Consider the following 26045-nt stretch of genomic DNA (forward strand, 5'->3'; position numbering starts at 1 on the left):
TTCCGACCAAGACCGGGATTTGCTGCCTGAAGTCGGGTTTGGCCGCGCCGAAGAACAGATCAAGCTCATCCGGCAAGCTGCGTCGGATGAGCTTGATCTGGCACAAACTTACTTGGCGAACGCCTGCGCCGCTGGCGTCACGGTGACGGCTTCCGGCTTGATGCCCAGTTTCATCGCGCCGATGACCTTGTCTTCATCGAGCAGCGCTTGCGGCTTGTTGCCGTCGTACTTGATGGGCGAAAACGCGTCGCTGACGAGCTTATCCTTCAAGCCGGCCGCATCCTTGGCGACGATCACCACCGACAGGTTCTTTGCCGACAAATGCTGTTTGATGGCGCGGTTGACGTCGGCCAGCGTCAGTTTCGACAGGCCGTCACGCATCAGCTTGGTAAATTCCGGCGTGCCATACCATTGCGAGTCGAGCGCATAGCCGAGTTGCTGGTCTTGTGTCGAGGTCATGACGAAGACGTTCTTCATCAGGTAGTCGCGCGTGGTGGCAAAATCGTCCTGCGTCAGGCCGTTGTCGATGAGCTTGCCCAATTCCGTCAGGGCCACGCGCAGGGCGAAGTGGGCGTTGTCCGGCGCCACGGGGCGGATCCAGATCTCGAACAGCTGCGCCTTGCGGCCCAGGTTCGGGTTCGGGAAGAACTGATACATCCCGCGCGGGAAGGCTTCGATGTACGCGTAATCGCCATAGTTCATGCCGCGCAGCTCGCGGATGCGCTGGTACAGGTAGGAATTCGAGGCGCGGTGCTCGCCCAGCCAGGTTTTCGCCAGCCACAGGGCGGGGAAGTCCGGATGCGTGCGCGTCACTTCCAAAGGCAAGCCGAAGGAAATGGCCGTGGCGCGCGTGTTCTTCTCGATGATTTCCACTTCCAGGCCCTGCGCCTTGCGGCCCGCGGGTTTGACAGTGGCCGGCAAACCTGGGCCGGCCGGCAGTTTGCCGAGTGCCTGCGTCAGCGAGGCCGTCATGGCGTCGGATACATCGCCGGAAACGCCCACCTTGACGGCGCCTTGCGCATACGCGCTCTTCCAGAACTGTTTTACGTCGTCGAGGGTGATGGCGTCGATGCCGGCGAGCGTGCCCAGCACCGGGTGGCCATATGGCGTGCCTGCATACACATTCGTTTGCAAGCGCTCCTTGGCGAATTCCTCTTCATTATTGTCCTTCAGGTCCAGCAGCAGCGCGTTCTTTTGCGCATCCTTCAGGCGGCGGAAGTCGTCTTCGCGAAAGCCCGGCGAGAGCAGCAGGGGCAGGGCGATGGCGTTGAACTGCGTCCAGTTATCCCGGTGGATGGAGCCCGTAAACGTCGTCATTTCCTTGTCCGTCTGCTGGCTGAAACTGCCGGCCAGCGGGAACAGGGCCTGGTTGACTTCGTCGATCTTGCGTTCGGACGAGCCGCCGGACGCCACCATGGCGGCCGTCAGCGCGGCCAGGCCTTCCTTGCCTTGCGGGTCTTGCGCGGAACCGGCCGTAAACAGCAGCTTGTAGCGGATTTGCGGCAGCGCGGACTTTTGCACCAAGACGTCAAATTTCGCGTTCGAGGCGGCCGGCAGCAGGCTGGCCAGCTTCGGCGTGGTGGCGATGGCAGCTGCCATCGGCTGGTTTGACAGGGTGGTCACCACCAGGCCGTCGTCCGTCAGGTATTTGCGTGCGGCAGCCTGCAGGTCGGCTGGCGTGAGCGTATCGATCAGGCGGTAGTACTGGTTGATGGTGGCGTAGGAACGGTCGAAATGCACGAAGGAAGCCAGGGTGCCGGCAATTTGCTCCGTGTTGTCGAGCGAGCGGATCAAGCCATATTTTTCGGCCGACTTGGCGTCCGCCAGGTCTTTTTCGCTGACTGGCGTATCGCGCAGCTGCGCCACGGTGGCCAATATCGCGTCGCGCACGTAGACGGCGTCGTCGATGTTTTTCACGCGCGCGCCCAGCACGGCCAGGGTCGGGTCGACCCGGTCCGGCGTCATCTCGAACAACTGGTCGACCTTTTGCTCGTTTTGCACCAAACGTTTATACAACGGCGAGGTGCGGCCGAACGACAGCGACAGCAACGTCGCCAGCGCCGCCTGGTCCTTGTCCTTCACGGAAAACGCGGGTGCGTGGAAGCCCACGGCCACCCATGGCAGGGTCGGCGTGGGCCAGGCCACATGCTTGTAGACGGGGCCGCGCGGCGCGGGTTCCACGGGCACGGCGGCCTGCTGCTTGCCGCGCTGCCAGGCGCTCCAGTATTTTTCCACCAGCGCGATGGCTTGCTGCGGCTCGACGTCGCCGGCGATGATGATGGTGGTGCGCTCGGGACGGTACCAGCGGTCGAAGAAGATCTTCGAATACGCGTACTGGTTCGGCATGTCTTCGATGTCCTGGATAAAACCCATCGTCGTGTGCTTGTAGGTATGCGTGGTATAGGCGCTGTCGCGCATCACTTCGAACAGTTTCGAGACGGGATTGGCGCTGTTCTTGTTGTATTCGCCCAGCACGGCCCGCGATTCCGTCTTGAACGCGTCTTCCGCGTAATCGAGGTGCTGGAAGCGGTCAGCCTCCACCTTCAGAACGGTTTCCAGGTCCTGCTTGGCAAACGTCGTGTGGTAATTGGTCAGGTCGTCGCTGGTATACGCATTCTGGCGCGCGCCGGCGCGGGTGATGACTTCCTGGTATTTTTCGGGCGGATAGGCCTTGGTGCCGCGGAACATCATGTGCTCAAAAAAATGCGCGAAACCGGACTTGCCCGGCTCGACTTCATTGCGCGAGCCCGTCTGCACGGGAATCTGCAGCGAGACCAGGTTCGGGAAGCCGGTCGGCACGATGATGATTTTTAGTCCATTGGCCAGGGTCTTTTCGGTGGCCTTGAATGGCAGCAAATCGGCCTTGCTGGCAGGGGCGCTGTGGGCAGCGGCCGGTTTGACGGGCGCGGCGCCCAGGTTCGACGATGCCATGGCCGACAGGGCCAGGGCGAAAGCGGGTAATAAAGCGGGCATGATTCTTGACACGGGGGCTCCTTCTTTTTTGGATGTTATGAAAGTGCAACGCCGCAGCATAGAATATTCAGGCCGCCGTGCATAGGGGCGAGATTAAAAGTCGGGCCGCAGGATGCGTGCCGTCACATGGCTGAGAAAGTCGCGCCGGGTCGGCAGGAACATGCGGATATACACGATGCCGTGCGTACGATCATGGTGGTATACGACGCGGATGTCATGGCACAGGCGCTGCCGCACGTCCAGGCCGAGGTCGCGGGCCGCTTCGATGGGCGCGTCGCTGTCGGGATAGGTCTTCAGATCGGCAAAGAGTTGCCGAAAGTCCGAGGTGAACTGCTCGCATTGCGCTGCCGCATGGCGCGTCTGGAAGTCGCTGCGCAATTCCCTGAAATCGGCTGCGGCGCTTTTCAGCACGACGAGGCGCGCCATCTCAAGCCTGGTCGAGGCTGGCCAGGAAGTCTTCTTCGGACACCACGTCGCCGCGCGCGATGTCCTGGTTGCCCATGGCGATCAGCTTCATGAACGCGTGCTGTTCCTGCATCTGCTGCGCCTGCCGTTTGCCTTCCTGGTAGGCGTGCATGGACAGTACGACCATCTTCGCTTCGCCATTTTGCGTGATGATGATGGGCTCGTCCTGGCCCGCGTCAAAGCTGTTGACGATCTCGGTCGTATTGGCCTTGAGGTAAGAAATTGGCTTGATGCGTTCCTTGAGGTTCATGGCGGCTCCAAATGCGAAAAAAACTGCGACAGGACCAAATATACACCAAATTTGGTCGTGCCTCCTTGTTGCTTACGTGAGCGTGGTTTCCGGCAGGCTGATGCGGTTGCGGCCCAGGTGCTTGGCGCGGTACAGGGCGCAGTCGGCCGTGTGGATCAATTGTCCCGGTTGCGTGCCGGGGCCTGGCAGGGCCGTGGCGGCGCCGATGCTGACGGTGACGCAGGCGCCGTCGGGGCGCTTGCGCGGCAGTTGCAGCCGTTCCACGCGCTGGCGGATGCGTTCGGCCACGATGGCCGCGCCCTTGAGCGACTGGTTCGGCAGGATGACGGTAAATTCCTCACCGCCATAGCGGGCCACCATGTCGTTCGCGCGCATTTCGCTGGCCACGGCGCCGGCCACCTTGCGCAGGCACAGGTCGCCGCCCTGGTGGCCGTGGCTGTCGTTGTATTCCTTGAAATTGTCGACATCGACCATCAGCAGCGACAGGGGCTGGCCCTGCCGCTGGGCGCGCTGCCATTCGGCCAGGATGGTGTCGTCGAAGCAGCGCCGGTTTGCCAGCCCCGTCAAGCCATCGCGCGTGGCCAGGCGTTGCAGTTCCACCTGCGCGCGCTTTTCATCGGTCATGTCGCGCAGGGTTTCAACCACGGCGATCAGTTCGTCGCCGTTGCCGTAGATGGGGCTGGCATCGACGGCCAGGTAGCGGCGCCGTCCCGTGCGCGGCATGTCGCACCAGTTTTCCGCACACAGATTGCTGCCCGTGCTGCTGCGGTATTGCTGCTGGGCATGCAGTGCGCGCATGTCGCCGCCGCGTCCGGCCAGCAGCAGGTCGGCCAGGGTGGGGCGCTCGTCGTTGTAAAAACAGCGGCCCGGCTCGCGCGTGCCCAGTACTTCGGCCGCCGGCACGCCCGTCAGCTGCTCGCAGGCGCGGTTCCAGATCATCACCCGCCCATGCACATCGAGGACAAAGGTGGGCACCACCAGCAATTCCATCATCTTGACGGCGAAACCCTGGGCTTCGCCATACGGCGATGCGCTGGCATGTGCGTGACTATCCGGCATGAATGCATCCTTCCTGGGCGTGAATGGGGGGAGCTGGCTCCTTGGCCATGATGCAGCGTGGAGTAGCGATGGTGTTGATGTAGAGCAATATTTTCAGCGATGCACCATCGCTTCATCGTGGCGGCAGCCTGGCAGGGGCAGCGACAGGTGCAAGGTGGTGCCGGCGCCGCTGTGGCTGGCGATGTGCAGGCTGCCGCCGGCGGCGGCCACGCGCTCATGCATGCCGGACAGGCCGTAACCGAGGCGCGGCGGCGAACCCGACAGCCCGACACCGTCGTCGCTGATGCTGCAGGCGAGGGTGTCGCCCGCTTGTTGCAGGCACAGTTGGACATGCGTGGCACGCGCATGGCGGGCGATATTGGCCAGCGCTTCCTGCAGCGCGTGGTACAGCAGGGGCCCGTGCGCGCTGCCGGCGGCGGCGTCGAGCCGGTAATCGCAGCTGCAATCGATGCCCGTGCTGCGCTGGAAGTCTGCCAGCAAGCCGTCGCACGCCGCTTGCAGGCCGGCATCGAGGGCGGGTGGGCGCAGGTCGTGGATGACGCGGCGCAGCGCCGCGATGCTGAGGTCGACATTACGCGCCATCACGGCCAGTTGCCGTGCCAGCTGGGGCGTCGCGCCATGCGTGCTGGCCTGCAGCATGGACAGGTCGATTTTCAGGGTCAGCAAATGCTGGCCCAGGTCGTCGTGGATATCGCGCCCGATGCGCAGGCGTTCCTGTTCGCGCGCCTTGCGCTGTCCGCTGGCCAGGCGCGTCTGCTCGGCGTCGGCGCGCAGCTGTTCCAGCGTCCGCTGGCGCTGGAACAGCCGATGCTGGCGCCACAGCAGCAGCGCCAGCGCGCCTGGCAGGAGGGCGCAGGCCGCCATCAGGGACCAGGGCAGGCTGGCTTGCGCCAGTGGCCCGGCATACAGGGACGCGAGTGCGGCGGCCGTCAGGCAGGCCAGAATGCTCAGGCGGTACGGCAGGCGTATCCAGCGTTGCAGCATGTCCTTGCTCCCTAAATATTTTCCAGAAGGCAATGTTCTTACAGAAAATATATTATCTTTGGGTTATTTATATTGTCTAAACGCAAAAGCTACGCAGTTATGCCTGCCGCTGTGGCTTTCTTGCCCGTTGACACCGTAGCGCCAGGTGGCGGCCACGGCATTTGCACGGGAAGTGTCGCGGCGACATATAATAGAAGGTTGTCAATCGGCATTTGCGGTTCCGGCGCTGTGCGCGGGCATCGCTGCGGTCGCCTTGCGCGAGGACGCCAGCCAGCTCTTAGGAAATACAGTGACTTATAGCATCAAAGAGATTTTTTATACCCTGCAGGGCGAAGGTGCACACGCGGGCCGTCCGGCCGTGTTTTGCCGCTTTTCCGGCTGCAATCTGTGGACGGGCCGCGAAAGCGACCGTGCCACGGCCGTGTGCCAGTTCTGCGACACGGATTTCGTCGGTACCGATGGCGAACGGGGCGGCAAGTTCAAGACGCCCGAGGAACTGGCCGCGCTGATCGACAGCCTGTGGCCGGCCAGCTACGCGCCCAGCAAATACGTGGTGTTTACGGGTGGTGAGCCGCTGTTGCAACTGGACACGGCCCTGATCGACGCCATGCACGCGGTCGGCTTTACCATTGCCATCGAAACCAACGGTACCTTGCCCGTGCCAGCCGGCGTGGACTGGATCTGCGTCAGCCCGAAGATGGGTTCGACACTGGTCGTACACAAAGGTAATGAAATCAAGGTGGTCATTCCCCAGTTCCAGCAAGACCTGGCCGCCTACGAACAACTGGACTTCGAGAACTTCTTCGTGCAGGCGATGGACGGTCCCCTGGCCGCGCGCAACATGCAGCTGGCCATCGAGACGTGCAAAAGCAACCCGAAGTGGAAGCTGAGCCTGCAAACCCATAAACTCCTGCAAATACCTTAACAAAACAATATGCTGACTATCACACGCAAGCTCGAATTCGACGCGGGCCACCGCATTCCCGACCATAAAAGCCAGTGCCGCAACTTGCACGGCCACCGCTACACGGTGGAAATCACGCTGGTCGGCAAGGTCATCGAAGCGGAAGGCAATTCCGACAATGGCATGATCATGGACTTTTCCGACGTGAAAACCCTGGCCAAGCAGCACCTGGTCGATGTGTGGGACCACGCCTTCCTCGTGTATGAAAAAGACACGGCCGTGCGCGACTTCCTGGCCAGCCTGCCCGACCATAAAACCGTCGTCATCGACCGCATCCCGACCGTGGAAAACCTGGCGCGCATCGCCTTCGAGATCCTCAAGGCCGCATTCACCGACCATTTCGGCACCGGCTTGCACCTGCATAAACTGGTGTTGCATGAAACACCGAATTGCTGGGCAGAAGTGACCGATGACTGAAGTGCACGCTAGTGCGCAGGACGCGCGCTACATGCAGCTGGCCCTGGAACAGGCCCAGCACGCGTGGGACCTGGGCGAAGTGCCCGTCGGCGCCGTCGTCGTCAAGGATGGCGAAGTCATCGCCGTGGGCTACAACCAGCCCATCGGCCGCCACGACCCCACGGCGCACGCGGAAGTGATGGCCTTGCGCGCGGCCGCCGAAAAGCTGGGCAACTACCGCTTGCCCGGCTGCGAGCTGTACGTGACACTGGAACCGTGCGTGATGTGCTCGGGCGCCATGCTGCATGCGCGCCTGGCGCGCGTGGTGTACGGTGCTGGCGACCCGAAGACGGGCGCCTGCGGTTCCGTGCTGAACCTGTTCGAGCAGCCAGCCTTGAACCACCAGACGGCGATCGTTGGGGGCGTGCTGGCCGACGAGTGCGGCGCCTTCCTCAAACGCTTCTTTGTCGAGCGCCGTCGTGCGCAGGCGGAAGCGCGCAAGCTGGCCCATCCGGAAGCCTGACCATGCCCTGACAGGGCAGGGCCGCCATGGCCTTGCCGGTAATGAGCCATGCCTTGCCAGCCATCCCGGCTGGCATTTTTGCAACTGTTGCGAAATAACATCTGTCTAGACTACTTTGCCATTCTCAAATGAGAATGATTCGTGTTACAGTATTGTTTTCGCCAGCAACCTTTCCTTGCGCATCGTTATCGATCCGGGTTCAAGAGCCAGCCTCCACTCTTAAACCGGAACATCATGACTACAGTGCTTCTGCAGCGCTCCGCTGCACCCGTCGTATCCCCAGCTCACCTGCCCGCCCACCGCCACAACCTGGTGCTGCGCGCAGCCTTGCTGGGCCTGTTCGCCGCGCCGCTGCTGCCGGTTTGCGCGCAAAATACCGCCATCAACGCGGGCACGGCGGCGCAGGAGCCGGCCAAGCTGCCTGTCTTCCCGGAAATCGTCGTGAATGCCAAGCAGGACTATGAACGCCGCGCCGGCACGAAGACGGTCGTCTCGGCGGACGACCTGGAGCGCCGCAATGTCACGGAAATGGGCGGCATCGTGCGCTACCTGCCTTTGATTACCGCGCCAGCGGCGGCCTCGGGCAGCGGCAGCGTGTGGGATGGTTCGGGTAATACCGGTTACAACATCCGCGGCCTGGAAGGCAACCGGGTCAGCCTGGAGCTCGATGGCATTGCGCTGCCCGACGCGGCGCCCAAGCCGGACGGCAACACCCTCAACGCCTTCGCCACGGGTCGTGATTATTTTGACCCTGAAACCTTCCGCGAAGTGCGCATCGATTCGGGCACGACGGCCGCCAGCGGCGCCAATCCGGGCCTGGGCGGCGGCGTGGCTTACATCACCAAGTCGCCCGAGGATTACCTGGGCGATGGGCGGGATCACTATGTCGCCTATAAATACGGCCGCGCCACGGCCGACCGCAGCAATGCGCACACCCTGACGGGCGCCGCCAGGATCGGCGCCACACTGCAGGGCCTGGCCGTCTACGTGCACCGCGATGGCGAGCAGACGGACAGCCGCGGCACCACGCCACCCAATCCCGACGACTGGCATTCGAACGCCTTGCTGTCGAAGCTCGTGTGGACCTTGCCTGGTGAACAAAAGCTCGACTTGACGGTCGACATGTTCGAGCGCAAGAACAAGCGCGATCTGCGCAGCAAGGTCAGCACGTATTATCCGACGGGGGTGCAGCAGGATTCCACCACCAGGCGCACGCGCGTCAGCCTGGGCCATGACGTGGTGCTCAAGGATTTCGCCCTGTTCGACCGCCTGACGTCGAAAGTGTATCTGCAGAATGCGAACACCGATGACAAGACGCAAGGCGTCTACACCTTTGGCAGCCCGGCGCAGCGCTCGATCGACACCAGCTTCAAGAACGACAGCATCGGCGTCACGTCCGAAGCGTTCAAGCAGCTCAATGCGAACAACGCGCTGCTGTATGGCGTGCAGCTGGAACAGCTGAAAACGCGCCGTCCGTGGCGTGAAGACCGTCTCATCGTCGCCACGGGCCAGCATCAGATCACCAACAAGAACCGCATGGCCGACATGGACACGAGCAAGCTGGCCCTGTACGTGCGCGACGACCTCAGCTTTGATCTGGCTGGCAAGAAAGCCGTGCTGACGCCGGGCTTGCGTGCCGATTACCGCAAGGACGCACCGAAAAACCTGCAACGCTACGCCATCGGCGTGCCGGGCGCAGCCAAGGAAGTGCGCAAGCAGAGCGACACGTATTTCACGCCCAGCCTGAGCCTGTCCGTGGAAGTCTTGCCGCAAATGAACGCCTACGCCACCGTGACGCGCGGCACGCGCCTGCCGACGGCGGCCGAACGCACGGGCACCTATGATTCCATCAGCTATACGGGCACGGGCAGAGGTTATGCCGTGCTGGGCAATGCGAATTTGCGCAAGGAAACCAGCCAGGCCTATGAACTGGGCTTGAAGGGCGACGTCGTCAAGGGCTTGAGCATGCACGCCTCCGTCTACCAGACGGAATACAAAAACATGATCGAGTATGTGATGCAGGAAGATGACCCGGTCAACTATCCCACCATCACTCAGGGCCTGTTCCGTCCGGAAAACATCGGCAATGCGCGCACCTGGGGTGCCGAGCTGACCCTGCGCGCGGAGCTGGGCGCCTGGGCGCCAGCCATGCAGGGTTACCACGTCGACCTGGCCACGGGCGTGGCCAAGGGCCGCTCCTTCAATACCCTGACGGGCGACAGCGGCGGCCTGGCCTCGGTGGCGCCCGCCAAGACGGCGCTGAGCGTCGGCTACGACCATGCAAACGAGCTGTTCGGCCTGGCCCTGACGGTCGTGCATGCGGGTGACAAACAGGCGCCGAACGACTTGCTGACGGGCACGACCGCGCCGCGCTTCAAGGTGCCGTCGTACACGATCTTTGACTTGTCGACCTACTGGAACGTGCACAAGAACGCCAAGATCATCGTCGGCGTGTACAACTTGACGGACCGCAAGTACTGGGACTACGCCGCCGCGCGCAGCCTGTCCGCTGGTACCACGGCGGCTACCCGCGCCGAGATCGAGCGCTACGCCAAGCCGGGCCGCAACGTCGCCGCCAACCTCAGCGTCAATTTCTGATTTTTACCGGGGAGGGGTGCTTGCCCCTCTTATTTTCCATGTTTGATTGAATGGTCTCTCTATGAAGTTATCCAAACTCGTTCTATCCCTGCTAGGCAGCCTGCTGATTGCAAACGCATCTGCGGCCCCAGCCACCCTGGCGGAACGCTGGTCCACCTTGCGCACCGAGCAGCCCAAGCTGCAGATCCGCGACGCGGCACGCGCGCTGGGTGCGTCAGAAGCGCAATTGCTGGCAACTAACATCGGCAAGGGCGTCACGCGCTTGCAGGCCGATGGCAACCAGCCGCGCGAAATCATGCGCGCCGCGCTGGACCTGGGCCTCGTGCAAGCGATCACGCGCAATGAAAACGGCGTCATCGAAACGACGGGCGTCGCCAGCAAATTCAAGCAGGCGGGCGACAAGTCGGAACAGGCCGATGCCAAGCAGGACCCGGAAACGCAGGCGCGCCAGCGCAATATCGCGGGCGGCTACCTGGGCGGCCAGATCGACCTGCGCTTCCACTTTGAAAACTGGAAATATGCATTTGCTGTGGAGCAAGCGGGCCGCGACGGCAAGCCGACGCGCAGCCTGCAATTTTTTGATGCCAACGGCACGGCCGTGCACAAAATCTACCTGCGCAACGAGCCGGGCGTGGCCGTCTACGACAAGCTGGTGGCAAACTTCCGCATGCCCCAGCAAAGCGCGGAATTGAACGTGCTGGCCGTGGCGCCGAAAGTGGCGGAAAAGCCCGATGCCGAGATCGACGTCAAGGAATTCCAGCTGGCCTGGAAAGACATGACGGACGTGCACCAGTTTGCGCAAATCATGCGCGAATTCCATCTGACGCGTGAACAGGCGCTGCGCCTGGCGCCGGCCGGCGTGGTCGAGCGCGTGACGCCGCAGGCGCTGCGCACCCTGCTGGAAAACGCGGCGAAGGACAAGGTCGCCATCATGGTGTTCCTGGGCAATGAAGGCTTGACGCAGATCTACAGCGGCAAGATCGAGAAAACCATGGCCGCCGGCGGTTTCTTCAACGTGCTGGACCCGGACTTCAACCTGCACATCCGCGACACGGCCCTGCGCAGCGGCTGGGTCGTCAAGCGCGGCGGCGTCACCTCGGTCGAGTTCTTCGATAACGATGGCACGCAAGTGGTCTCCTTCTTCGGCGTACGCGAGCGGGGCAAACCGCAGCCGCAAAGCTGGGTGGATCTGGCCGATTCCTTGCCAAAGGCCAAGTAAGTTGCAGTAATGTTGCCGCGCGCCGTACCGGCGCGGCAACACTTCAGATAGAGTGCCGCGTGCCGGTCTCATGTCTGAAGCACAATAGTGGTATGCTGAGTCCAAGGCCGCAGCGATCGTGCCTGCGTGCTGGTTCCTGAAGAGAGGCAATCATGGCAACCATCATGGCGAACGGCCTCAACATAGCTTATGAAAGCCACGGCGACCCCAACGATCCGTGCGTGCTGCTGGTCATGGGCCTGGGCATGCAGCTGATCGCCTGGCCGGCGGACTTCGTCGAAGGCATCGTCGAGCAAGGTTTTCGGGTTGTGCGTTTCGACAACCGCGACAGCGGCCTGTCGAGCAAGATGGCGCTGGCGGGTAAACCGTATCTGCCGCTGGCCTACGTGAAAAACCTCATCGGCTGGCCCCTGAAAACTTCCTACACCCTCGATGACATGGCGGAAGACGCGCTGGGCTTGCTGGCGGCCTTGCGTATTGTCCAGGCGCACGTGATCGGTGTGTCGATGGGCGGCATGATCGCACAAGTGATGGCGGCGCGCGCGCCGCAGCAGGTGCTCAGTCTGACCTCCATCATGTCGAGCAGCGGCCGGCGCGGCTTGCCCGGCCCCACGCGTGCGGCGCGCAACGCCTTGTTGCAACGTCCGAAACGCAATGCCAGCCGCGCCGAACTGATGGCGCACATGGCCGCCACCGTGCGCGTCATCGGCAGTCCCGCCTATCCCGTCTCGGAAAGACTGCTGTACCAGCGCATCGACGCGGCGCTGCAGCGGGGCAGTTGCCCGGAAGGCGTGGCGCGGCAAATGGTGGCCATTGCCGCCTCGGGCGAACGCACGGCCCTGCTGCCAAGCATCAGTTGTCCGGCATTGGTGATCCATGGCGCGGCCGATCCATTGATCCCTGTCGCCTGCGGCATCGATACGGCGGCGCTGATCCCGGGCGCCCGGCTGGAAGTGATCGAAGGCATGGGGCACGACATGCCGCCCCAGCTGATCGAGCGCCTGCTCGCCTTGATCGATGTGCATCTGCAAGGTAAGATGGCGCCCCAGATGCGCTCCCAGCCAGCTTGAAAAGTTACTTGGCGCGCCCACCATTTTTGAAGGCACGGGCATTTTGAAGACACCTGAAATTGGCATCGCCATCGTGGCGCCGGGCGGTTGCGCGCCCGATGACGCGGCCGTGGCGCGCGGCATCGCCCGCTTGCAGGCGCAAGGCGCCACCGTCCACAATTACTACGACCCCGAGCACACCTTCCAGCGCTTCGGCGGTACGGATGCGGGCCGCCTGGCGCAGCTGAACGCGGCGGCGGCCGACCCGGACGTGCAGGTGGTGCTCGCCTTGCGCGGCAGCTACGGTCTCAGCCGCATCCTGCCCGACATCGACTTTACCGCCATGGCCGACAGCCGCAAACTGTTTGTCGGCTACAGCGACTTCACGGCCTTCCACATGGGCTTGCTGGCCAAGACGGGCCGCGCCAGCTTTGCCGGCCCCATGCTCTGCGACGATTTCACGCGCGACGAGCCCGAGCAGTTTACGCTGGATCAACTGTGGTCGTGCCTGGCCGGCCCCACGCATCAGGTAGAGGGCAGGGCAGCGGGCAATCCGCAGGTCGAGTTGACGGGCACCTTGTGGGGCGGCAACCTGGCCATGCTGGTGCACTTGCTGGGCACGCCGTATTTCCCGCAGATCGACGGCGGCATTTTGTTTCTGGAAGACGTCAACGAACACCCGTACCGGGTCGAGCGCATGCTGCTGCAATTGCTGCACGCGGGCGTGCTCCAGCGCCAGAACGCGATCGTGCTCGGTGATTTTTCCGGCTATAAATTGAGTCCCATGGATAGGGGCTACGATTTTGACGTCATGCTGGCCTACGTGCGCCAGCGCTTGCCCGTGCCCGTGCTGACGGGGCTGGAGTTCGGCCACATCCGCCGCCGTGTCACCTTGCCGTTCGGCGGCCAGGCGCGCCTGCAATCGGATGCGTCCGGCTTCAGCCTGCAGGTGAGCGATTACCCGACCCTGGCGCGGCCCTGAACTCCCTTAACGCCATTCACGTCAAACCTGGCAGGCTGCTGCAGCTCGATGTGCTGCGCGGCATCGCCGTGTTTGGCATCTTGCTGGTGAATATCTGGGGCTTTGCCTGGGGCACGCTTTCCTTGCGTTACGGCACCTTGCCGGCGCAGCCACCCGTGCTGGACCAGCTGGTCATTTTTTTGGTCGCGGCGCTGGCGCAATTCAAGTTCTATCCCATCTTCGCCTTTCTGTTTGGCGCCGGCTTTGCCCTGCAGACACGTTCCCTGAAACGCCAGCTGGGCGGCTGGGAAGCGGCGCAAGCGGCTTATAAACGCCGTTTGCGCTGGCTGCTGGTGTTTGGCCTGCTGCACGGTTTTTGCATCTGGAGCGGCGACGTGCTGACCTCGTATGCGGTGGCCGGCATGCTGATCCTGCCGCTGGCGTCCGCCAGGCTCAGCCGTGTGCGCAATCGCGCCTGGCTGGTGGCGGCCGGTTTTCTACTATTTATGTGCTTGTTGATTCCCGTGGGCCAGCAGGGCGGCGCGCCGGACATCGCGCGCGACCTGCAAGGCTTTGCGGAGCGTTACGCGATTTACACGCAAGGCAGTGCGTGGGCCGTGGCCAGGCTGCGCGCCAACGATTTTCTCGTCTCCTTGCTGTACGCCGCCGTCATGCTGCCGCATATCGTCGTGCTGTTCTTGCTGGGCATCTTGTCCGTACGCTGCGGCTGGCTGACGCAGCCGCAGCGTCACCGCCGGCTGTGGCGGCGCGTGTGCGGCGTGGGGCTGGGTCTGGGCTTGCCGTTCAACCTGCTGGCGGCGGGGGCCGTCGCGTGGCAAGTGGCTGACCCCTATCAAACCGTGTTCGACACGGCCCTGTTCGAAGTGGGCCTGTTCGCCGGCGGTCCCGTGCTGGCGGCCGGCTATGTGGCCGCGCTGATGCTGGCCGGCCCGTTCATGCTGCGCTGGCTGGGGTCATGGCTGGCGCCCGTCGGACGCATGGCGCTGAGTAATTATCTGCTGCAATCGCTGATCGGCACCTGGCTGCTGCAGGGGCCGGGCCTGGGCTGGGGCGCCCGTTTGCGTCCGGCCGAGATGCTGGGCCTGGCGGTAGCGATCATGGCGGGGCAGGTGCTGCTCAGCCGCTACTGGCTGCGCCATTTCAGGCAGGGTCCCATGGAAGCGCTGTGGCGCCGCCTGGCGCGCCTGGGATAGGCTATTAATCCGCTCCCCAGTCAAACGCGCCTTGCGGCGATGCCGGCGGCGGCGCCTTGGCCCTGGCCGTGGGCACGAGGGGATTGTCCACCGCATGCCATTCGAATAAGTCCACGTCCAGCATGCAGGTGCGCGCCAGGTGCAGCGCTTGCTCGGGAGTGAGCGCGGGGTCCAGCCAGCGCTGCGCGTCTTCCAGGCTGAGGGCCACGGGGCGGCGGTCGTGGATGTCGACCATGCCACCGAGGCTGTCGGCCGTCACCAGCACGAAGCCCGCTTCCTCGCGGTTGTGCTTGTAGGGCCCGAACTGGGCCAGCGCCAGCAGGAACAGGGGCGCGCGGTCGTGACGGTGGATGTGCCACGGCTGCTTCGTGCCTTTTCCCCCAGTCCATTCATACCAGCCGGACACGCAGACGATGCCGCGCCCAGCGCGCAGCAAGGGTTTCCAGTAGGCGCCGGCGAGTTTTTCCAGCCGTGCATTGATGGCGATGGGGATTTTTTTCTTGCCGGGCGCGGGCACGGCCTGTGCGGCCCAGGCGGGACGGTAGCCCCAGAACACATCGTCGACCCGCCGCACGCCATCCTGGATATGCAACACGGGCCGGTAGGTGCCGGGTGAGACGTTCAGGTGCGGTTCAGCCTCGCTGTCGAACACCGCGTCGGTCCAGCCGAAGGACGACGCCAGCATGCGCGCCGTGTCATTTTGATCGAATCGTCCACACATGGCGAAATCATACCTGATCGCCATGGCGCGCGCGAACTGGCACGCAGGCGTGGGTGTGGGCCAGCGTACAGACTGCGGGCGGGCTATGGCGCACAGTGGAAGCCAGTCAGGTGGCTGACGCTTCTTGCATCGGAGGAATTATGTCGTTTGAAAATCCCACCATCCACAAAGGTTTTACCATCAGCGCCACGGCTTGCCAGCGCCGCGATGGCCGGTGGGTCGGTTCGTATGTCAGCCAGAACCAGGCGCGCGGCGCGTATGCGGATACCTGCGACTACGACGATTGCAGCAATGAAAAAGAGGCGCAGCAACTGGCGCTGTCCGTCGGCTGGCGCCTGGCCGATGGCATGCAGGCACGTTAAGCTGCGCGCAGCGTCAGCGTTGGCGCCGCAAGGCCAGCAGCAGGCCTGCGCACGGGAACAGCAGGGCCGTACCCAGACGTACGGAGGTCAGCGAGGCGGCCTGCGCGCCCAGCACATGCGGCAAGGCCAGCAGTAACAGGGGCCCCGGCACGGCGATGGCAAAGAAAAACAGGTACCACGAGTAACCATTCTTCTTGGCCAGCAGGGCAATCAGCGCGCAGCCGATCAGGAAGACCAGCGGTAAATTCACAAATTCCATGATGACGCACTCTTAGCAAGGGGAACGCGATTATACGCGCCCTTCCTTGCCCCTCCGTGCCCAGTTAATTGCCGACCAGGTCCGGCGGCTGTGGCGCCTGCTTGCCGCCGGCCGGCGCATCGGCCGGCAGCAGCGCCTTGATGACGCCGTTATAGATAAGTTCCTGGGCGTACGCCGATGCCTCGATCAAGGCCGCATGCGCGGACTTGAAGCTGCTGGGCGTTTCTACCAGTACGGGCTTGGCATACACCTGCTGCGTATCGCCGCGCTTGCTGATCAAAATCATGCCCCGATAGCGCCCATCCTTCTCCAGCGCCCCCGCCACATGAAATTCATAGCCCCTGATCTGGTGTTTTTGTTGTTGATCCATGTCTCCCGCCTCCAATCCTATTGTCACGGTATTGGGCCATCAATTTGATAGGAATAGTGGGCCATTTGATTTGGATCAAGACCGCCAATTCTAGCCAAGGTTCAACTAACGTCTCGACGGCTGCCGCAAGCGTAGCGAGCGGAGGGGATGTGCTGCTAAGAAGCGCAACCGTACATAAGTACGGTGAGCATCGCAGGCCGCAAAGCCCCCCGCGCAGTAGCTTGCGGCAGCCGTCATCATCCAGCGCGAATGGCGCGGATCTGCTGGGCCGTTTCTTCGATCTCCCGATACGCTTCCTGGACATAACCATTGATCGGGTGTCCGTCCATCCACTCGAAATACGCGCGTTCGTCGTGCTTGATGGCAAAGGGGACATGGTGGTCGCGTATCGACACGGCCGTTTCGCGCACCAGCGCGGCAAAAAGCAGCTCCAGAGTTTCCATGGTGGTCACCTTGCGAGACAGGAATGCAGAGGAATGAATGTAGCACAAAGCGCGCCGCCGGCCATGCCGGCACCTGTGGCGTGCGCGCCCGTTGGTCGGCCGATCCTCAGGCCGGATGGCCGATATGCTCGTACAAGATCACGCAGCCGATGATGATCAGCACCAGGCCGCCCACCAGTTCGGCGCGCCGGCCTGCCACCGTGCCCAGCACGCGGCCCAGCATCACGCCCAGCGTCACCATGACGAAGGTGGAAAAGCCGATGGCGGCGGCGGTGACGACGATGTTGGCGCCCAGCAAGGCCAGGCCCGCGCCCACCACCATGGCGTCGATGCTGGTGGCCAGGCCCGTGACGGCCAGCACCCAGAACGAGTGCGACTGGGCCGGCGCTTCGTCCTCGTCGGCGTCGGACAGGGCATTGCGTATCATCAACAGGCCGATGATGCCCAGCAGGCTGAAGGCGATCCAGTGGTCCCACGCTTCCACGTAGGGCGCGGCCACGCTGCCCAGGGCCCAGCCGATGATGGGCGTGATGGCTTCGATGACGCCAAAGATCAGGCCCGTGCGCAGCGCCTCGCGCCATTGCGGCTTGTGCAGGGCGGCGCCCTTGCCCACGGCGGCCGCGAAGGCATCGGTGGACATGGCAAGGGAGAGGGCGGCGGTGGCGGCGAAATTCATCGTTGGCTTTCTGTGGAACCTGGCTGGATGATAGTTAACTCAAGAACGCCTAAGAAAACCGTAGCGAGCGGAAGGGAGTTGCGGCCGAGAAGCGCAACTGTACGAAGGTACAGTGAGCATCGCAGGCCGTAAATCACGACGCGCAGTAGGTTTTATAGGTGTTCAACGTAAACCCGGCGATTTTACCCTACGTACAGCACCACGGCAGAGGCCAGCAGGCAATACGCGCCAAAGAAATGCCAGCGGCCCTGTTCCAGCCAGCGCGACAGCCAGCGCAGGGCCAGCAAGCCGGCCAGGAACGAGAGCAGCATGCCCAGCAGGCTGGGTCCCAGCAGGTGCAGCAGGCTGTTGCCGTGTTCCAGATGGTCCAGGCTGCCATTTGCCACGGCCTGGTAAAAGCGCCAGCCTTCCTTGGCCAGCACGGCCGGCGTCAGCACCACGGCCAGGGCAAAGCTGAACTCTTCCGCGCGGCGCTGCGGCACGCCCATGGCGATGCCGGCCGAAATGGTGGCACCCGAGCGGGAAAAACCCCGGAAGGGTAGGCACAGGCCTTGCACGGCGCCGATCAGCATCGCCTTGCCGATGGACAAGGTGCCATGCTGGCGCGCTTGCAGGCGCGACGAGACGATGATCAGCACGCCGGCGGCGGCCAGCGCGGCGGCCATCAGTTTCGCATTGCCGAACAGGTGCTCGATTTCAAAACCGGGCGCATCCTTGCTCATGACGTGCGTAATAGCTTTCAGCAAGCCGAAGCCGACGATGCCCGTCAGTGCGGTGGCGGCCGCGAGCAGCAGCACATTGCTGCGGAAGGCGGCGCTCGAACTGAAATACGTGGCGCGCCAGGATGCCCAGAAATACACGATGACGGCGAACATGGTGCCGGTGTGCAGCATCACCAGCAGCATGGTCAGCTCGGGCGACGTGGGGTCCAGGCCCATCCATTTTTCCGCCATGATGACGTGGGCGGAGCTGGACACGGGCAGCAGTTCGGCGAAGCCCTGGACGATGGAAAGAATAAATAGTTGCAGAAAACTCATGGTAACGGGACTCGGGCGGGGGAGGATGGGCCGCCGATTTTACCCGCCAGTGGCGGCGGGCACGCCCCGTGTCAGATTACAGTTTGTCCATGTTCTATTGGCTGACCGGCAACTGCGGTTTGAACACGGCGCGGAACGCTTTCAAGGCGGCCGGATGGTAGATCGTGCCATGGGTTTCTTCCGGCATCTTTTCCAGATGCCATTGCAAGCCTGGCGGCGCCTGTTTGTCCAGCACCTGGGACAGGCGCTGCACTTCGACGGCGATGCCCGCTTCGCTGCTGGACGCCAGGTACAGGCTGTGCTTGCCTGGCTTGCCCTTGGCCAGCAGGGCTGCCGCCTGGCGCGGCAGGGCGCCATGATTCCACCACAGGCTTGGGTCGAACGCCAAATAGTGGTCGAACAGCTGCGGTTCCAGCAAGTATGTTTCCACCACGAACAGGCCCGCCAGCGATTCGCCGACGATGGCCGTTTCGCCTGTCGTGCGGTAGCGTCGTTTGACTTCCGGCATCAGTTCATCGCGGATGAAGGTCCGGTAGGCTGGCGCGCCACCCACCACGGGGGCGATCTTGCGGTCTTCCGCGCTCTGCGTCGGGCCCGTCAAGTCGCGCCGGCGCTGCGTGTTTTGCATGCCGACCAGCATGAAGGGGCGCATCGTGCCATTCGCCACCGACACTTGCAGCAAGCCCGCCACGTGCAAAAAGTCTTCGGCCACGCCGCCGTCGGGCATGTACAGCACGGGCAGGGGCGCGTCAGGCGGCGTATCCCAGGCACGCGCCAGGTACACATTGATATGGCGCTGCTCCTGCAGCACCTGCGAATCGATGACAAAGCTTTCGCCGATGACCAGCGGGGTGGCCGCGCTGGAAGTAGCCGTAGCGGCGGGCGTGGCATGGGCGAGGTGGAAGGGGCTGGACAGCAGCAGGGTGGCGGTGAGGTGCAGTGCAAGGCAAGAGCGGCGCATGTTTTCCTGTAATAAGTAAGTCGGATCGATGGCATGTACGTGTATGGACATGCCATCGGGCAATTCTATCTTATCCTTGATGCAGCTTTACTTGATCGTCAAGAGTTGCCGTTCGCGCACGATACCCGCCTTGTCGACCTTGTAGGCGACCAGCAGGGCGCCATCGTCGGCGCAGGCATGGCAGCTCTTCAGGGGCGTGGAAAACAGCAGGCGCTGGCCGCCATCGTCGGTGGCCGTGCTGCCGACGAAATCGGCGGGAGCGAACGGCACGGCGTCCGGATGGGCGGCGGCAAACGCGCGCCAGGCCGGTGTGGCGCGGTCTTCCTCGCGCACCGCGTCCTCGTCGACGTCGATGGCGGCGCCATCGCTGCCGATCAGCAAGCTGCCTTCATTCGTGTTGGCACGGAAAGGATAGGTGACGGTGGCCAGGGCCGCCTTGCCCAGCGGGCGCCAGGCGGTGATGAAGCCCGCCTTGTTCGCCTTGACCAGCATCCTGGCGGCGGCGACGGCTTGCGGGCGCGCGCCGGAGCGCTGCATGGTGCGCAGCAGGCAGACGTCGGGTGCAGTTTGGGATTGTTCGCTGCGGCAGGCCGACAGCGAGCGTTCCTGCCACACGGCGCGCGCGTCGATGGGGCCCGTCGGCTGGGATTGGGCATGGGCCGCCTGCATGGTGGCCAGAGCGGAGACAGCAAGTACGGCGCAGCCGGCTACGTGGCGGGAAAAGCGTGTGGGCATGGGGAATCCTTTCAATGCGGGAAACAATGTATCGTCACCGATTATAGAAGGAGGGCCGTGCCCGCCCGCGCACCGCAGACCCGTTCAGCGCTTCTTTGCCGCCGCCTGGCGCAGGGCCTTCGCTTCCTGCTTGTTGGGCAGGTGCGGGCGCGTGGCCAGCTCCGCCTTGACGGCGGCGATGGCGGCGCCAAACAGCTGTTCGGACTGTTCGACGCTGGCACCTGCATAGTGCTGCTGGTTGGACTGGGCGGCGCGCAGCCGGCGCAGCAGCGCCAGCAATTGCCTGCCGTGCAGGGCAGGCAAGTCTTGCGCCAGCGCTTGCTTGACCACCGCGCCTTCCACATGGTCGGGGTCGATCAAGCGCAGCAAGGTCAGGCCGGCAGGCTGCGGTATCAGGGTATCCATCGGCCCATTCTAAACGACGCCATGATTACAGGTAGTCCCAGATTTCATCAAAAGTTTCGCGCGCGAAATCGTTGCGCCAGGCTTCCGAGTCCTTTTCGCGGCTGACGGCAAACACGGCGCGCCAGGTCTGCTTCGGCGAGCTCGTGTAGGTGGCGGCGATCTTTTGCAGGCCGGCCTTGCATTGCTCGACCTTGCAGCCGCTCTTCGCCAGTTGCTGGGCAGCCGCCGCCCAGGCCACGGGCACCTTGACGAGCTGGCATTCGAAGCTGACGGCAGCCGTCTGTATGCCGTTTTCCACGATGACCGGGTCCGCCTTGGCGGCCTGGCACGCGGCGCCATTCTTGGCGGCGATGACATTGGCGGCCAGCAGTTCGGCGGCCGGCGTCACGGCCGCGCGCATGGGGGCGGGGAACAGGTCGGCAATCAGCTTGCCCGTTTCCGTCGGAAACTTGGCGTCCGCTTCCTTCAAGCCGCTGTACGACGCGTATTCGGCGCTCTGCTGGCCCGCCAGGCGCGTGGGGCGCAAATAGGCGTTGAGTTTGGCGACGCTGGCTTCATCCTGGTTGATGATGGTCTGGATGTACAGATTGGCGACGTCCAGCGGCGCCAGTTCCACGGCGGTGGGTTCAGCAGCCATGACTGGCTGCATCAGTGCGGCGGCGAAGGTGGCGGCCAGCAATCTGGCGGCAGGGAATTGCTTGTGCATGTATTTTCTCCACGATTCAATGTCAGGCGCCAAAAGATGCCTTATAGCAACTCTGGCGCGCGCATTATATATGGTGAAAGTCATAACGTTGCGCACTTTAGGCGTCGGTCTTGCTCGCCGCTTCCAGCAAGGCCAGCAGCAGCTCCTTGCGCCGTCCGTCCGCCTTGCGCGCCAGGGTGGCCAGTTTTTCTAGTTTGCCCCAGACCGGATACAGCATGTGCTCGATCAGATAGCCTTCCAGCCCTTGCAGTTGCTGGCAGAACAGTTCCAGCTTCTCCACCTCTTCCAGTTCCGCCTGGATTTTCACCTTGGCGCTATCCGTGCAGGCGCGCAGACATGCGGCCAGCACGGGGACGGAGTCGCGCGTCACGCCATGCTTTTCAGCAAAGGCGGCCGTGAACTGGTCCTGCACGCACTGGTGTTCCTCGTCGACGTTGGCCATGTAGTGCTGCACCAGGGGGAAATAGCGCGCATCGAGTAAGCCCAGGCCGAACGTGGCATAGCTGCCGGGCATGCAATTCTTTTCCCCTTCCGTATCGGCATAGAATTCGAATGCTTCAATGGCGGCGCGCGCATACGCTTCCAGTTGCGGCTGCAGGGACGCATGGGCGAGGGCGTTGGCAAAGAAACGGTGCGTGTCGGATTTCGCCAGTCCCTTGATGGGCAGATATTCCTTGGTCTTGGCCTTGAGCTTGATCTGGTAGCTTTTCGGAAAACCGTTTTGCAGCAAATGCGTGACGAACGCCAGCGCCTGCGCATACGCGTCTGCCTCTTCCCGGGCAATCGTGATGCTGATCGTGGCAAACACATCGTTGGCGCGGCATTCCAGCAGCGCATTTTTCAGGTGAATGTCCGCATCGGGGAAGGTGCCGCTGCCTTCCTTGAGCATGCGCACGGCCCGTTCGCTGCCCAGTTCGCGCGCGATTTCCAGGAATTTCAGGCCCTTGGATTTGGCGTAGCTGGCGTCGTGGCGCAAGATCATCACGGCGCCATACAGCAGCAGGTCGATCGGCTGCAGTGTCTGTGCATCGGGCGCCGCGCCCGCTTTCAGCGTGTATTCGGTGGCGCGGTAGGCGGACAGCGTGCGGTCATAAAATTGCGGCAGGAAAACGTTTTCCGCCCATTGCGTGATGGCGCGGATGATGTCGGCGCGGTGCTTGGCCAAGGCCTCCGGCTGGCTCTTGTTCAAGGCCTGGATGCGTTCGTATTGGGCGATGCTCCAGGCCACGTCGAGTTGCGGGAACAGCTGCGGGTCGAGCAGGTGGCGTGCCAGGAAGAACGTTTCCAGCGGCTTCGTCGGATGCTTGCCATGCGTGAGCTTTTGCCCGATGTACGCGTGTATGTTTTCCAGCAAGGCCTGGCGTTTATCCTCGTTGACGTATTCCAGCAACGTCAGGTGCAGTTTGCCCTGCGCCGTCTGGAACTTGCCGCGGCAGGTGAAGCGGTAGTCGATCATCGGCGTGTCCACCAGCGGCGCCAGGCGGGCCTGTACCACGGCCGTCAGTTGTGGCACGACACCCTCGCGCATTTGCGCATCGTCAAGGCGTGCAGCCGTGCTGGGGCGCGCGTCGTCGTCGAAGCCCAGGTCGATATCGTCGGCGATCGCGCGCCCTGGCTTGTAGTCGAGCATGAAGTCATTGAAAATGCCCGCTTGCAAGGTCGTGCGCTTGACGGATTGCTCCAGATCCGTGCGCTGCAGGCGCTCATCGAACCAGGCGTGGATGGCCGCCGTCATTTCCTGTGTTACCAGCTCTACAAGAGTACTCATCAGTGTCGTCGTCTTTCCTTGCGCGTGACAGTGCCACCGGCTGCCGTCATGGTCATGTTTAATCTGAAGCAGTATTTTAGGTGTTTGGGCCTGGCTGCAACAAGGGCCGCACGGGCGTCAGGAGGGGGCAGTGAGGAAGCGCGCGTCGATTTCGTCGGATTGCGGTCCCACGGTGATCGTCGTATGCCAGCCGGAAGGCTTGTCGTTGCCGTTAAACAAGGCGATGCGCGTGTGGATGAACAGGACGGAATACACGCCCGATTTCATGTCGCGGTTCAAGTCCCAGTGCATCAGTTCGATGGCTTCGCCCATGCGCGGCAGATGGGCACCCGACGGCAGCAGGATGTTCTGGTTGATGAATTCCCTGCTCGGGCCCGGCTCTTTGTGGCGCGGATCGATGTAGCGGAACGAAACGCTGGTAACGATGTTTTGCATCTGGGGCACCTGCTTGGTTATGTATGCGGTGACAATAGCACAGGGGATGGCCGATGCGTGCGCGCAAGTATCTAGGTATGTACGGTAACAGACGGTGCTTGACGGGTCATCGCGCTAGGCTGGCTTGTTCTTAACCATTGAGATTGCCGAAAACGCCATGATGCATGTATTCCTAGCGGAAAATCGCGCCGAGCTTGAGCGCCGTTGCCGTGACAAAGTGGCCAAGCGGCCCCTGCGTTTTTCGACTGACATACAGTTAAGGGAAGGCATACCCATCTTCCTCGATCAGCTGATCCGCACCCTGAAGGCGGAGGAGGCGGGCCAGATGGCGAAGGGACTGGCCATTTCCGGCCCCGCCGACGGCAGTGCGGCGGGTACATCGGAACTGGCCGATAGCGCCAGCACGCACGGCGGGCAATTGCTGGCGCTCGGCTATTCCGTCAGCCAGGTGGTGCACGATTATGGCGACCTGTGCCAGGCCGTCAGCGATCTGGCCGTGGCGCTGGACGAGCAATTTGCCGTCGAGGAATTCAGGACGCTGAACCGTTGCCTCGACAACGGCATTGCCGAAGCCGTCTCTGAATTTATCCAGCGGCGCGATGTGCTCATCGCCAACGAGCAGGCACTGGCACTGAGCCAGCGTATCGGCTTTTTCGCCCATGAACTGCGCAATCACCTGGGCACGGCAGGCCTGGCCGTCGCGGCGATCAAGCAGGGCGGCATGGGCGTGACGGGCGCCACTGGCGCCGTGCTCGACCGCAGCCTCGTGGGTTTGCGGACCCTGATCGACCGCTCGCTGGCGGAGGTGCGGGTGGAGGCGGGCCTGACCTTGCAACGTTCGGTCTTTTCCTTGGATAACTTCATCAGTGAACTGAGCTATTCGGCCAGCCTGGAAGCGGAGTTGCTGCGCTGCACCTTGATCGTGGACGAGGTTGCCCCCTTGCTGCAGCTCAATGCGGACCAGGATTTGCTGCTCTCCGCCGTGGGCAATCTGCTGCAGAATGCCTTCAAGTTTGGCTCGCCAAAGGGTACGGTGGTGCTGCGCGCGTATGCACACGGCGAGCGGATCAGGATCGAAGTGGAAGACAACGGCGCCGGCCTGTCCCCACAGGCCGCTGACGACATGTTCCTGCCCTTTACGCAAGGCGGCGCCAACAAGACGGGCCTGGGCTTGGGCCTGTCGATTGCCCGACGCAGCGTGGAAGCGAATGACGGCACCTTGAGCGCGAAAAGCGTGCCTGGCCATGGCTGCGTCTTCATCATCGACTTGCCACGGCATGCCGCTGCTATGGCCAACGTCGCCACATGAGCGGCGGCGGCCATGCCCTATGACATCCTGCGCGACAGCATCGCGCTCGAACCGGCGGGCGACGCCATCCGCTTTCATCTGACCGTCTTCGGCGTGGAAAAGACTTGCCGTATCAGCGTGACGGCATTGCGCAGCCTGGACCAGGGCCAGGGCGGCGACTGGCTGCTCATCTTCGACACCCACCGCCTGCGCATCGGCCAGCGCGCCTTCGCTTATCTGAGCCGCGACCTGCGGGTCAGCAGCGTGGTCTTGCGGGCGCTCGATTTTTAGCGGACGCGCCTGTCAAGCGGGCCGGGAATCGGCCCGGCCCGCCTGTGTCAGCCAGTCACGCGGCGACAGCCTGGTGCTGGCGCGGAAGGCACGGGTGAAAGCCGGCTGGCTGGCATAGCCCACTTCCAGCGCGACATCCTGCACCAGCCGGCCTTGCTGGAGCAGCGCCTGGGCGCGCAACATGCGCTGGCCCGTCAGGTAAGCGGCCGGCGGGCAACCGATGACCGCGTGGAACTGGCGCGCGAAGCGGCTGCGCGACATGCCGCACAGGGTCGCCAGTGATGCCACCGTCCATTGGCGCCCGGGATGGTCGCGCATGGCCGTCATGGCGTTGGCGAGGACGGCATCGGACGGGTCGAGCAGGCATGCGGCCGACATGAGATGGTTGGCCAGCGCATGGCGCAGCAACTGGACGATCAGCACGTCGCACAAGCGGTTGAGCACCAGTTTCTGCCCCAGCCCGCCATGCTGCGCCTCGTCGAACAGCAGCTCGAGTACGCCAGCCATGGCCGGCAATTGCGCCAGCGGCACCTGGAGGCAGGCCGGCAGGCTGTCGATCGCGGCCTCGCCGTCGCCCGCCAGATGCACGCTGGCGCATAACAGCTGCGCCGTGCCGGCACCCGTATGCAGACCATGCGCCTGTGGGCGCGGGTAGAGAATCAGCGTGGGCGCATCGACGTGCAGCCGGGTGCCGTCTGCGTGGACGAAGGTCGCCGGCCCTTCGCGCACCAGGTGCAGATGGCCCCTTCCCGGCTGCGCGGGAAAGTGCTTGTTGCCGCAAAACGTTCCCTGGAAGAAGGTGTCGGCTGAGAATCCAAAGCGCAGCAACAGGGCAGACAAGCGATCCATGGAAATTATAAAAAGACGATAAGATATAAATTGTATCCCATCAGCAACAAATGTTTCCATTTTTATCGCTATGATGGCGCCTTG

General features: G+C 63.1%; 29 protein-coding genes. 11 read left to right on the top strand and 18 right to left on the bottom strand.

Annotation, left to right across the window (positions count from 1 at the left end; translation table 11 throughout):
• Positions 1-108 precede the first annotated feature (108 nt).
• The 5 genes from ACP7EG_RS07040 to ACP7EG_RS07060 form a co-directional block, all read right to left on the bottom strand.
• On the bottom strand, positions 109-2973 hold the full coding sequence (locus ACP7EG_RS07040; RefSeq protein WP_426087040.1) for a M16 family metallopeptidase: 2865 nt from the start codon (positions 2971-2973) through the stop codon (positions 109-111).
• A 93-nt stretch (positions 2974-3066) separates the two neighbouring features.
• On the bottom strand, positions 3067-3399 hold the full coding sequence (locus tag ACP7EG_RS07045) for a type II toxin-antitoxin system RelE/ParE family toxin (protein ID WP_426087041.1): 333 nt from the start codon (positions 3397-3399) through the stop codon (positions 3067-3069).
• Between the two features lies 1 nt (position 3400).
• Complete coding sequence (locus tag ACP7EG_RS07050; RefSeq protein WP_096235600.1) at positions 3401-3688, bottom strand: type II toxin-antitoxin system Phd/YefM family antitoxin; 288 nt, start codon at positions 3686-3688, stop codon at positions 3401-3403.
• Positions 3689-3760: 72 nt separating this feature from the next.
• Entirely contained in the window at positions 3761-4747 is a 987-nt protein-coding gene (locus ACP7EG_RS07055; protein WP_426087042.1) for a sensor domain-containing diguanylate cyclase, read from the bottom strand.
• A 93-nt stretch (positions 4748-4840) separates the two neighbouring features.
• The gene (locus ACP7EG_RS07060) at positions 4841-5731 is read right to left on the bottom strand and encodes a sensor histidine kinase (RefSeq protein WP_426087043.1); all 891 of its coding nucleotides are present in this window, start codon (positions 5729-5731) and stop codon (positions 4841-4843) included.
• Between the two features lie 289 nt (positions 5732-6020).
• Here ACP7EG_RS07060 and queE point away from each other — a divergent pair, with 289 nt between their 5' ends.
• The 8 genes from queE to ACP7EG_RS07100 all read left to right on the top strand — a co-directional run bounded on the left by queE (position 6021) and on the right by ACP7EG_RS07100 (position 14655).
• The gene (queE, locus tag ACP7EG_RS07065; protein ID WP_426087044.1) at positions 6021-6656 is read left to right on the top strand and encodes a 7-carboxy-7-deazaguanine synthase; all 636 of its coding nucleotides are present in this window, start codon (positions 6021-6023) and stop codon (positions 6654-6656) included.
• Positions 6657-6665: 9 nt separating this feature from the next.
• On the top strand, positions 6666-7112 hold the full coding sequence (queD, locus tag ACP7EG_RS07070; protein WP_035819191.1) for a 6-carboxytetrahydropterin synthase QueD: 447 nt from the start codon (positions 6666-6668) through the stop codon (positions 7110-7112).
• Complete coding sequence (tadA, locus tag ACP7EG_RS07075; protein ID WP_426087045.1) at positions 7105-7614, top strand: tRNA adenosine(34) deaminase TadA; 510 nt, start codon at positions 7105-7107, stop codon at positions 7612-7614. The genes queD and tadA overlap by 8 nt, the downstream gene beginning before the upstream one ends.
• A 234-nt stretch (positions 7615-7848) precedes the next feature.
• Entirely contained in the window at positions 7849-10212 is a 2364-nt protein-coding gene (locus ACP7EG_RS07080; protein ID WP_426087046.1) for a TonB-dependent hemoglobin/transferrin/lactoferrin family receptor, read from the top strand.
• Between the two features lie 61 nt (positions 10213-10273).
• Positions 10274-11431, top strand: a complete 1158-nt coding sequence (locus ACP7EG_RS07085) for a hemin-degrading factor (RefSeq protein ID WP_426087047.1) — start codon at positions 10274-10276, stop codon at positions 11429-11431.
• A gap of 152 nt (positions 11432-11583) precedes the next feature.
• Positions 11584-12501, top strand: coding sequence for an alpha/beta fold hydrolase (locus tag ACP7EG_RS07090; protein ID WP_426087048.1), 918 nt, complete (start codon positions 11584-11586; stop codon positions 12499-12501).
• Between the two features lie 43 nt (positions 12502-12544).
• Positions 12545-13462: a muramoyltetrapeptide carboxypeptidase gene (gene ldcA / locus ACP7EG_RS07095; RefSeq protein ID WP_426087049.1), complete on the top strand. Its 918-nt coding sequence runs from the start codon at positions 12545-12547 to the stop codon at positions 13460-13462.
• 50 nt (positions 13463-13512) lie between these two features.
• On the top strand, positions 13513-14655 hold the full coding sequence (locus tag ACP7EG_RS07100; protein ID WP_426087050.1) for a DUF418 domain-containing protein: 1143 nt from the start codon (positions 13513-13515) through the stop codon (positions 14653-14655).
• 4 nt (positions 14656-14659) lie between these two features.
• On the opposite strand, the gene ACP7EG_RS07105 is transcribed toward ACP7EG_RS07100, so the two are convergent.
• The gene (locus tag ACP7EG_RS07105) at positions 14660-15376 is read right to left on the bottom strand and encodes an SOS response-associated peptidase (RefSeq protein ID WP_426087051.1); all 717 of its coding nucleotides are present in this window, start codon (positions 15374-15376) and stop codon (positions 14660-14662) included.
• Positions 15377-15516: 140 nt separating this feature from the next.
• Between ACP7EG_RS07105 and ACP7EG_RS07110 the strand changes: the two genes are divergently transcribed.
• Positions 15517-15738: a hypothetical protein gene (locus tag ACP7EG_RS07110; RefSeq protein WP_096235591.1), complete on the top strand. Its 222-nt coding sequence runs from the start codon at positions 15517-15519 to the stop codon at positions 15736-15738.
• A 13-nt stretch (positions 15739-15751) separates the two neighbouring features.
• Here the strand turns inward: ACP7EG_RS07110 and ACP7EG_RS07115 are convergent, their stop codons facing one another.
• The 11 genes from ACP7EG_RS07115 to ACP7EG_RS07165 all read right to left on the bottom strand — a co-directional run bounded on the left by ACP7EG_RS07115 (position 15752) and on the right by ACP7EG_RS07165 (position 23533).
• Positions 15752-15997 carry a hypothetical protein gene (locus tag ACP7EG_RS07115; protein WP_426087052.1) on the bottom strand — a complete coding sequence of 82 codons (246 nt, stop codon included), beginning with the start codon at positions 15995-15997 and terminating at the stop codon, positions 15752-15754.
• A 64-nt stretch (positions 15998-16061) separates the two neighbouring features.
• Positions 16062-16367 carry a hypothetical protein gene (locus ACP7EG_RS07120; RefSeq protein WP_426087053.1) on the bottom strand — a complete coding sequence of 102 codons (306 nt, stop codon included), beginning with the start codon at positions 16365-16367 and terminating at the stop codon, positions 16062-16064.
• A gap of 236 nt (positions 16368-16603) precedes the next feature.
• Entirely contained in the window at positions 16604-16810 is a 207-nt protein-coding gene (locus tag ACP7EG_RS07125) for a hypothetical protein (RefSeq protein WP_096235588.1), read from the bottom strand.
• Positions 16811-16916: 106 nt separating this feature from the next.
• Complete coding sequence (gene mntP / locus ACP7EG_RS07130; RefSeq protein WP_099763654.1) at positions 16917-17486, bottom strand: manganese efflux pump MntP; 570 nt, start codon at positions 17484-17486, stop codon at positions 16917-16919.
• Between the two features lie 182 nt (positions 17487-17668).
• Positions 17669-18523 carry an undecaprenyl-diphosphate phosphatase gene (locus tag ACP7EG_RS07135; protein ID WP_426087054.1) on the bottom strand — a complete coding sequence of 285 codons (855 nt, stop codon included), beginning with the start codon at positions 18521-18523 and terminating at the stop codon, positions 17669-17671.
• A 94-nt stretch (positions 18524-18617) separates the two neighbouring features.
• The gene (locus tag ACP7EG_RS07140; RefSeq protein ID WP_426087055.1) at positions 18618-19535 is read right to left on the bottom strand and encodes an alpha/beta hydrolase; all 918 of its coding nucleotides are present in this window, start codon (positions 19533-19535) and stop codon (positions 18618-18620) included.
• A gap of 36 nt (positions 19536-19571) precedes the next feature.
• Entirely contained in the window at positions 19572-20219 is a 648-nt protein-coding gene (locus ACP7EG_RS07145) for a hypothetical protein (protein ID WP_426087056.1), read from the bottom strand.
• A gap of 84 nt (positions 20220-20303) precedes the next feature.
• Complete coding sequence (locus tag ACP7EG_RS07150; RefSeq protein ID WP_426087057.1) at positions 20304-20624, bottom strand: hypothetical protein; 321 nt, start codon at positions 20622-20624, stop codon at positions 20304-20306.
• A 25-nt stretch (positions 20625-20649) separates the two neighbouring features.
• A complete protein-coding gene (locus ACP7EG_RS07155; RefSeq protein ID WP_426087058.1) occupies positions 20650-21330 on the bottom strand; it encodes a hypothetical protein in 681 nt (226 codons plus the stop codon).
• Positions 21331-21427: 97 nt separating this feature from the next.
• Positions 21428-23098: a DUF6138 family protein gene (locus ACP7EG_RS07160; RefSeq protein WP_426087059.1), complete on the bottom strand. Its 1671-nt coding sequence runs from the start codon at positions 23096-23098 to the stop codon at positions 21428-21430.
• A 117-nt stretch (positions 23099-23215) separates the two neighbouring features.
• Positions 23216-23533, bottom strand: coding sequence for a hypothetical protein (locus ACP7EG_RS07165; protein WP_282407200.1), 318 nt, complete (start codon positions 23531-23533; stop codon positions 23216-23218).
• Positions 23534-23690: 157 nt separating this feature from the next.
• Here ACP7EG_RS07165 and ACP7EG_RS07170 point away from each other — a divergent pair, with 157 nt between their 5' ends.
• Together ACP7EG_RS07170 and ACP7EG_RS07175 are read left to right on the top strand one after the other, a co-directional pair.
• The gene (locus ACP7EG_RS07170) at positions 23691-24842 is read left to right on the top strand and encodes a sensor histidine kinase (RefSeq protein ID WP_426087060.1); all 1152 of its coding nucleotides are present in this window, start codon (positions 23691-23693) and stop codon (positions 24840-24842) included.
• 12 nt (positions 24843-24854) lie between these two features.
• Complete coding sequence (locus tag ACP7EG_RS07175) at positions 24855-25112, top strand: DUF1488 family protein (protein WP_426087061.1); 258 nt, start codon at positions 24855-24857, stop codon at positions 25110-25112.
• Positions 25113-25124: 12 nt separating this feature from the next.
• Here ACP7EG_RS07175 and ACP7EG_RS07180 read toward each other — a convergent pair whose 3' ends face one another.
• Positions 25125-25961: a cupin domain-containing protein gene (locus ACP7EG_RS07180; protein ID WP_426087062.1), complete on the bottom strand. Its 837-nt coding sequence runs from the start codon at positions 25959-25961 to the stop codon at positions 25125-25127.
• Positions 25962-26045: the final 84 nt, after the last annotated feature.

Source organism: Janthinobacterium sp. PSPC1-1, from assembly GCF_049897625.1.
GTDB classification, from domain to species: domain Bacteria; phylum Pseudomonadota; class Gammaproteobacteria; order Burkholderiales; family Burkholderiaceae_D; genus Janthinobacterium; species Janthinobacterium tructae.

Excerpts from the sequence above, each read along its gene's own strand:
- ACP7EG_RS07040 (WP_426087040.1), bottom strand. The coding sequence starts at position 2,973 with ATGCCCGCTTTATTACCCGCTTTCGCCCTGGCCCTGTCGGCCATGGCA.
- ACP7EG_RS07045 (WP_426087041.1), bottom strand. The coding sequence starts at position 3,399 with ATGGCGCGCCTCGTCGTGCTGAAAAGCGCCGCAGCCGATTTCAGGGAA.
- ACP7EG_RS07050 (WP_096235600.1), bottom strand. The coding sequence starts at position 3,688 with ATGAACCTCAAGGAACGCATCAAGCCAATTTCTTACCTCAAGGCCAAT.
- ACP7EG_RS07055 (WP_426087042.1), bottom strand. The coding sequence starts at position 4,747 with ATGCCGGATAGTCACGCACATGCCAGCGCATCGCCGTATGGCGAAGCC.
- ACP7EG_RS07060 (WP_426087043.1), bottom strand. The coding sequence starts at position 5,731 with ATGCTGCAACGCTGGATACGCCTGCCGTACCGCCTGAGCATTCTGGCC.
- queD (WP_035819191.1), top strand. The coding sequence starts at position 6,666 with ATGCTGACTATCACACGCAAGCTCGAATTCGACGCGGGCCACCGCATT.
- tadA (WP_426087045.1), top strand. The coding sequence starts at position 7,105 with ATGACTGAAGTGCACGCTAGTGCGCAGGACGCGCGCTACATGCAGCTG.
- ACP7EG_RS07080 (WP_426087046.1), top strand. The coding sequence starts at position 7,849 with ATGACTACAGTGCTTCTGCAGCGCTCCGCTGCACCCGTCGTATCCCCA.
- ACP7EG_RS07085 (WP_426087047.1), top strand. The coding sequence starts at position 10,274 with ATGAAGTTATCCAAACTCGTTCTATCCCTGCTAGGCAGCCTGCTGATT.
- ACP7EG_RS07090 (WP_426087048.1), top strand. The coding sequence starts at position 11,584 with ATGGCAACCATCATGGCGAACGGCCTCAACATAGCTTATGAAAGCCAC.
- ACP7EG_RS07105 (WP_426087051.1), bottom strand. The coding sequence starts at position 15,376 with ATGTGTGGACGATTCGATCAAAATGACACGGCGCGCATGCTGGCGTCG.
- ACP7EG_RS07110 (WP_096235591.1), top strand. The coding sequence starts at position 15,517 with ATGTCGTTTGAAAATCCCACCATCCACAAAGGTTTTACCATCAGCGCC.
- ACP7EG_RS07115 (WP_426087052.1), bottom strand. The coding sequence starts at position 15,997 with ATGGAATTTGTGAATTTACCGCTGGTCTTCCTGATCGGCTGCGCGCTG.
- ACP7EG_RS07120 (WP_426087053.1), bottom strand. The coding sequence starts at position 16,367 with ATGGATCAACAACAAAAACACCAGATCAGGGGCTATGAATTTCATGTG.
- ACP7EG_RS07125 (WP_096235588.1), bottom strand. The coding sequence starts at position 16,810 with ATGGAAACTCTGGAGCTGCTTTTTGCCGCGCTGGTGCGCGAAACGGCC.
- mntP (WP_099763654.1), bottom strand. The coding sequence starts at position 17,486 with ATGAATTTCGCCGCCACCGCCGCCCTCTCCCTTGCCATGTCCACCGAT.
- ACP7EG_RS07135 (WP_426087054.1), bottom strand. The coding sequence starts at position 18,523 with ATGAGTTTTCTGCAACTATTTATTCTTTCCATCGTCCAGGGCTTCGCC.
- ACP7EG_RS07140 (WP_426087055.1), bottom strand. The coding sequence starts at position 19,535 with ATGTCCATACACGTACATGCCATCGATCCGACTTACTTATTACAGGAA.
- ACP7EG_RS07145 (WP_426087056.1), bottom strand. The coding sequence starts at position 20,219 with ATGCCCACACGCTTTTCCCGCCACGTAGCCGGCTGCGCCGTACTTGCT.
- ACP7EG_RS07150 (WP_426087057.1), bottom strand. The coding sequence starts at position 20,624 with ATGGATACCCTGATACCGCAGCCTGCCGGCCTGACCTTGCTGCGCTTG.
- ACP7EG_RS07155 (WP_426087058.1), bottom strand. The coding sequence starts at position 21,330 with ATGCACAAGCAATTCCCTGCCGCCAGATTGCTGGCCGCCACCTTCGCC.
- ACP7EG_RS07160 (WP_426087059.1), bottom strand. The coding sequence starts at position 23,098 with ATGAGTACTCTTGTAGAGCTGGTAACACAGGAAATGACGGCGGCCATC.
- ACP7EG_RS07165 (WP_282407200.1), bottom strand. The coding sequence starts at position 23,533 with ATGCAAAACATCGTTACCAGCGTTTCGTTCCGCTACATCGATCCGCGC.
- ACP7EG_RS07170 (WP_426087060.1), top strand. The coding sequence starts at position 23,691 with ATGATGCATGTATTCCTAGCGGAAAATCGCGCCGAGCTTGAGCGCCGT.
- ACP7EG_RS07175 (WP_426087061.1), top strand. The coding sequence starts at position 24,855 with ATGCCCTATGACATCCTGCGCGACAGCATCGCGCTCGAACCGGCGGGC.
- ACP7EG_RS07180 (WP_426087062.1), bottom strand. The coding sequence starts at position 25,961 with ATGGATCGCTTGTCTGCCCTGTTGCTGCGCTTTGGATTCTCAGCCGAC.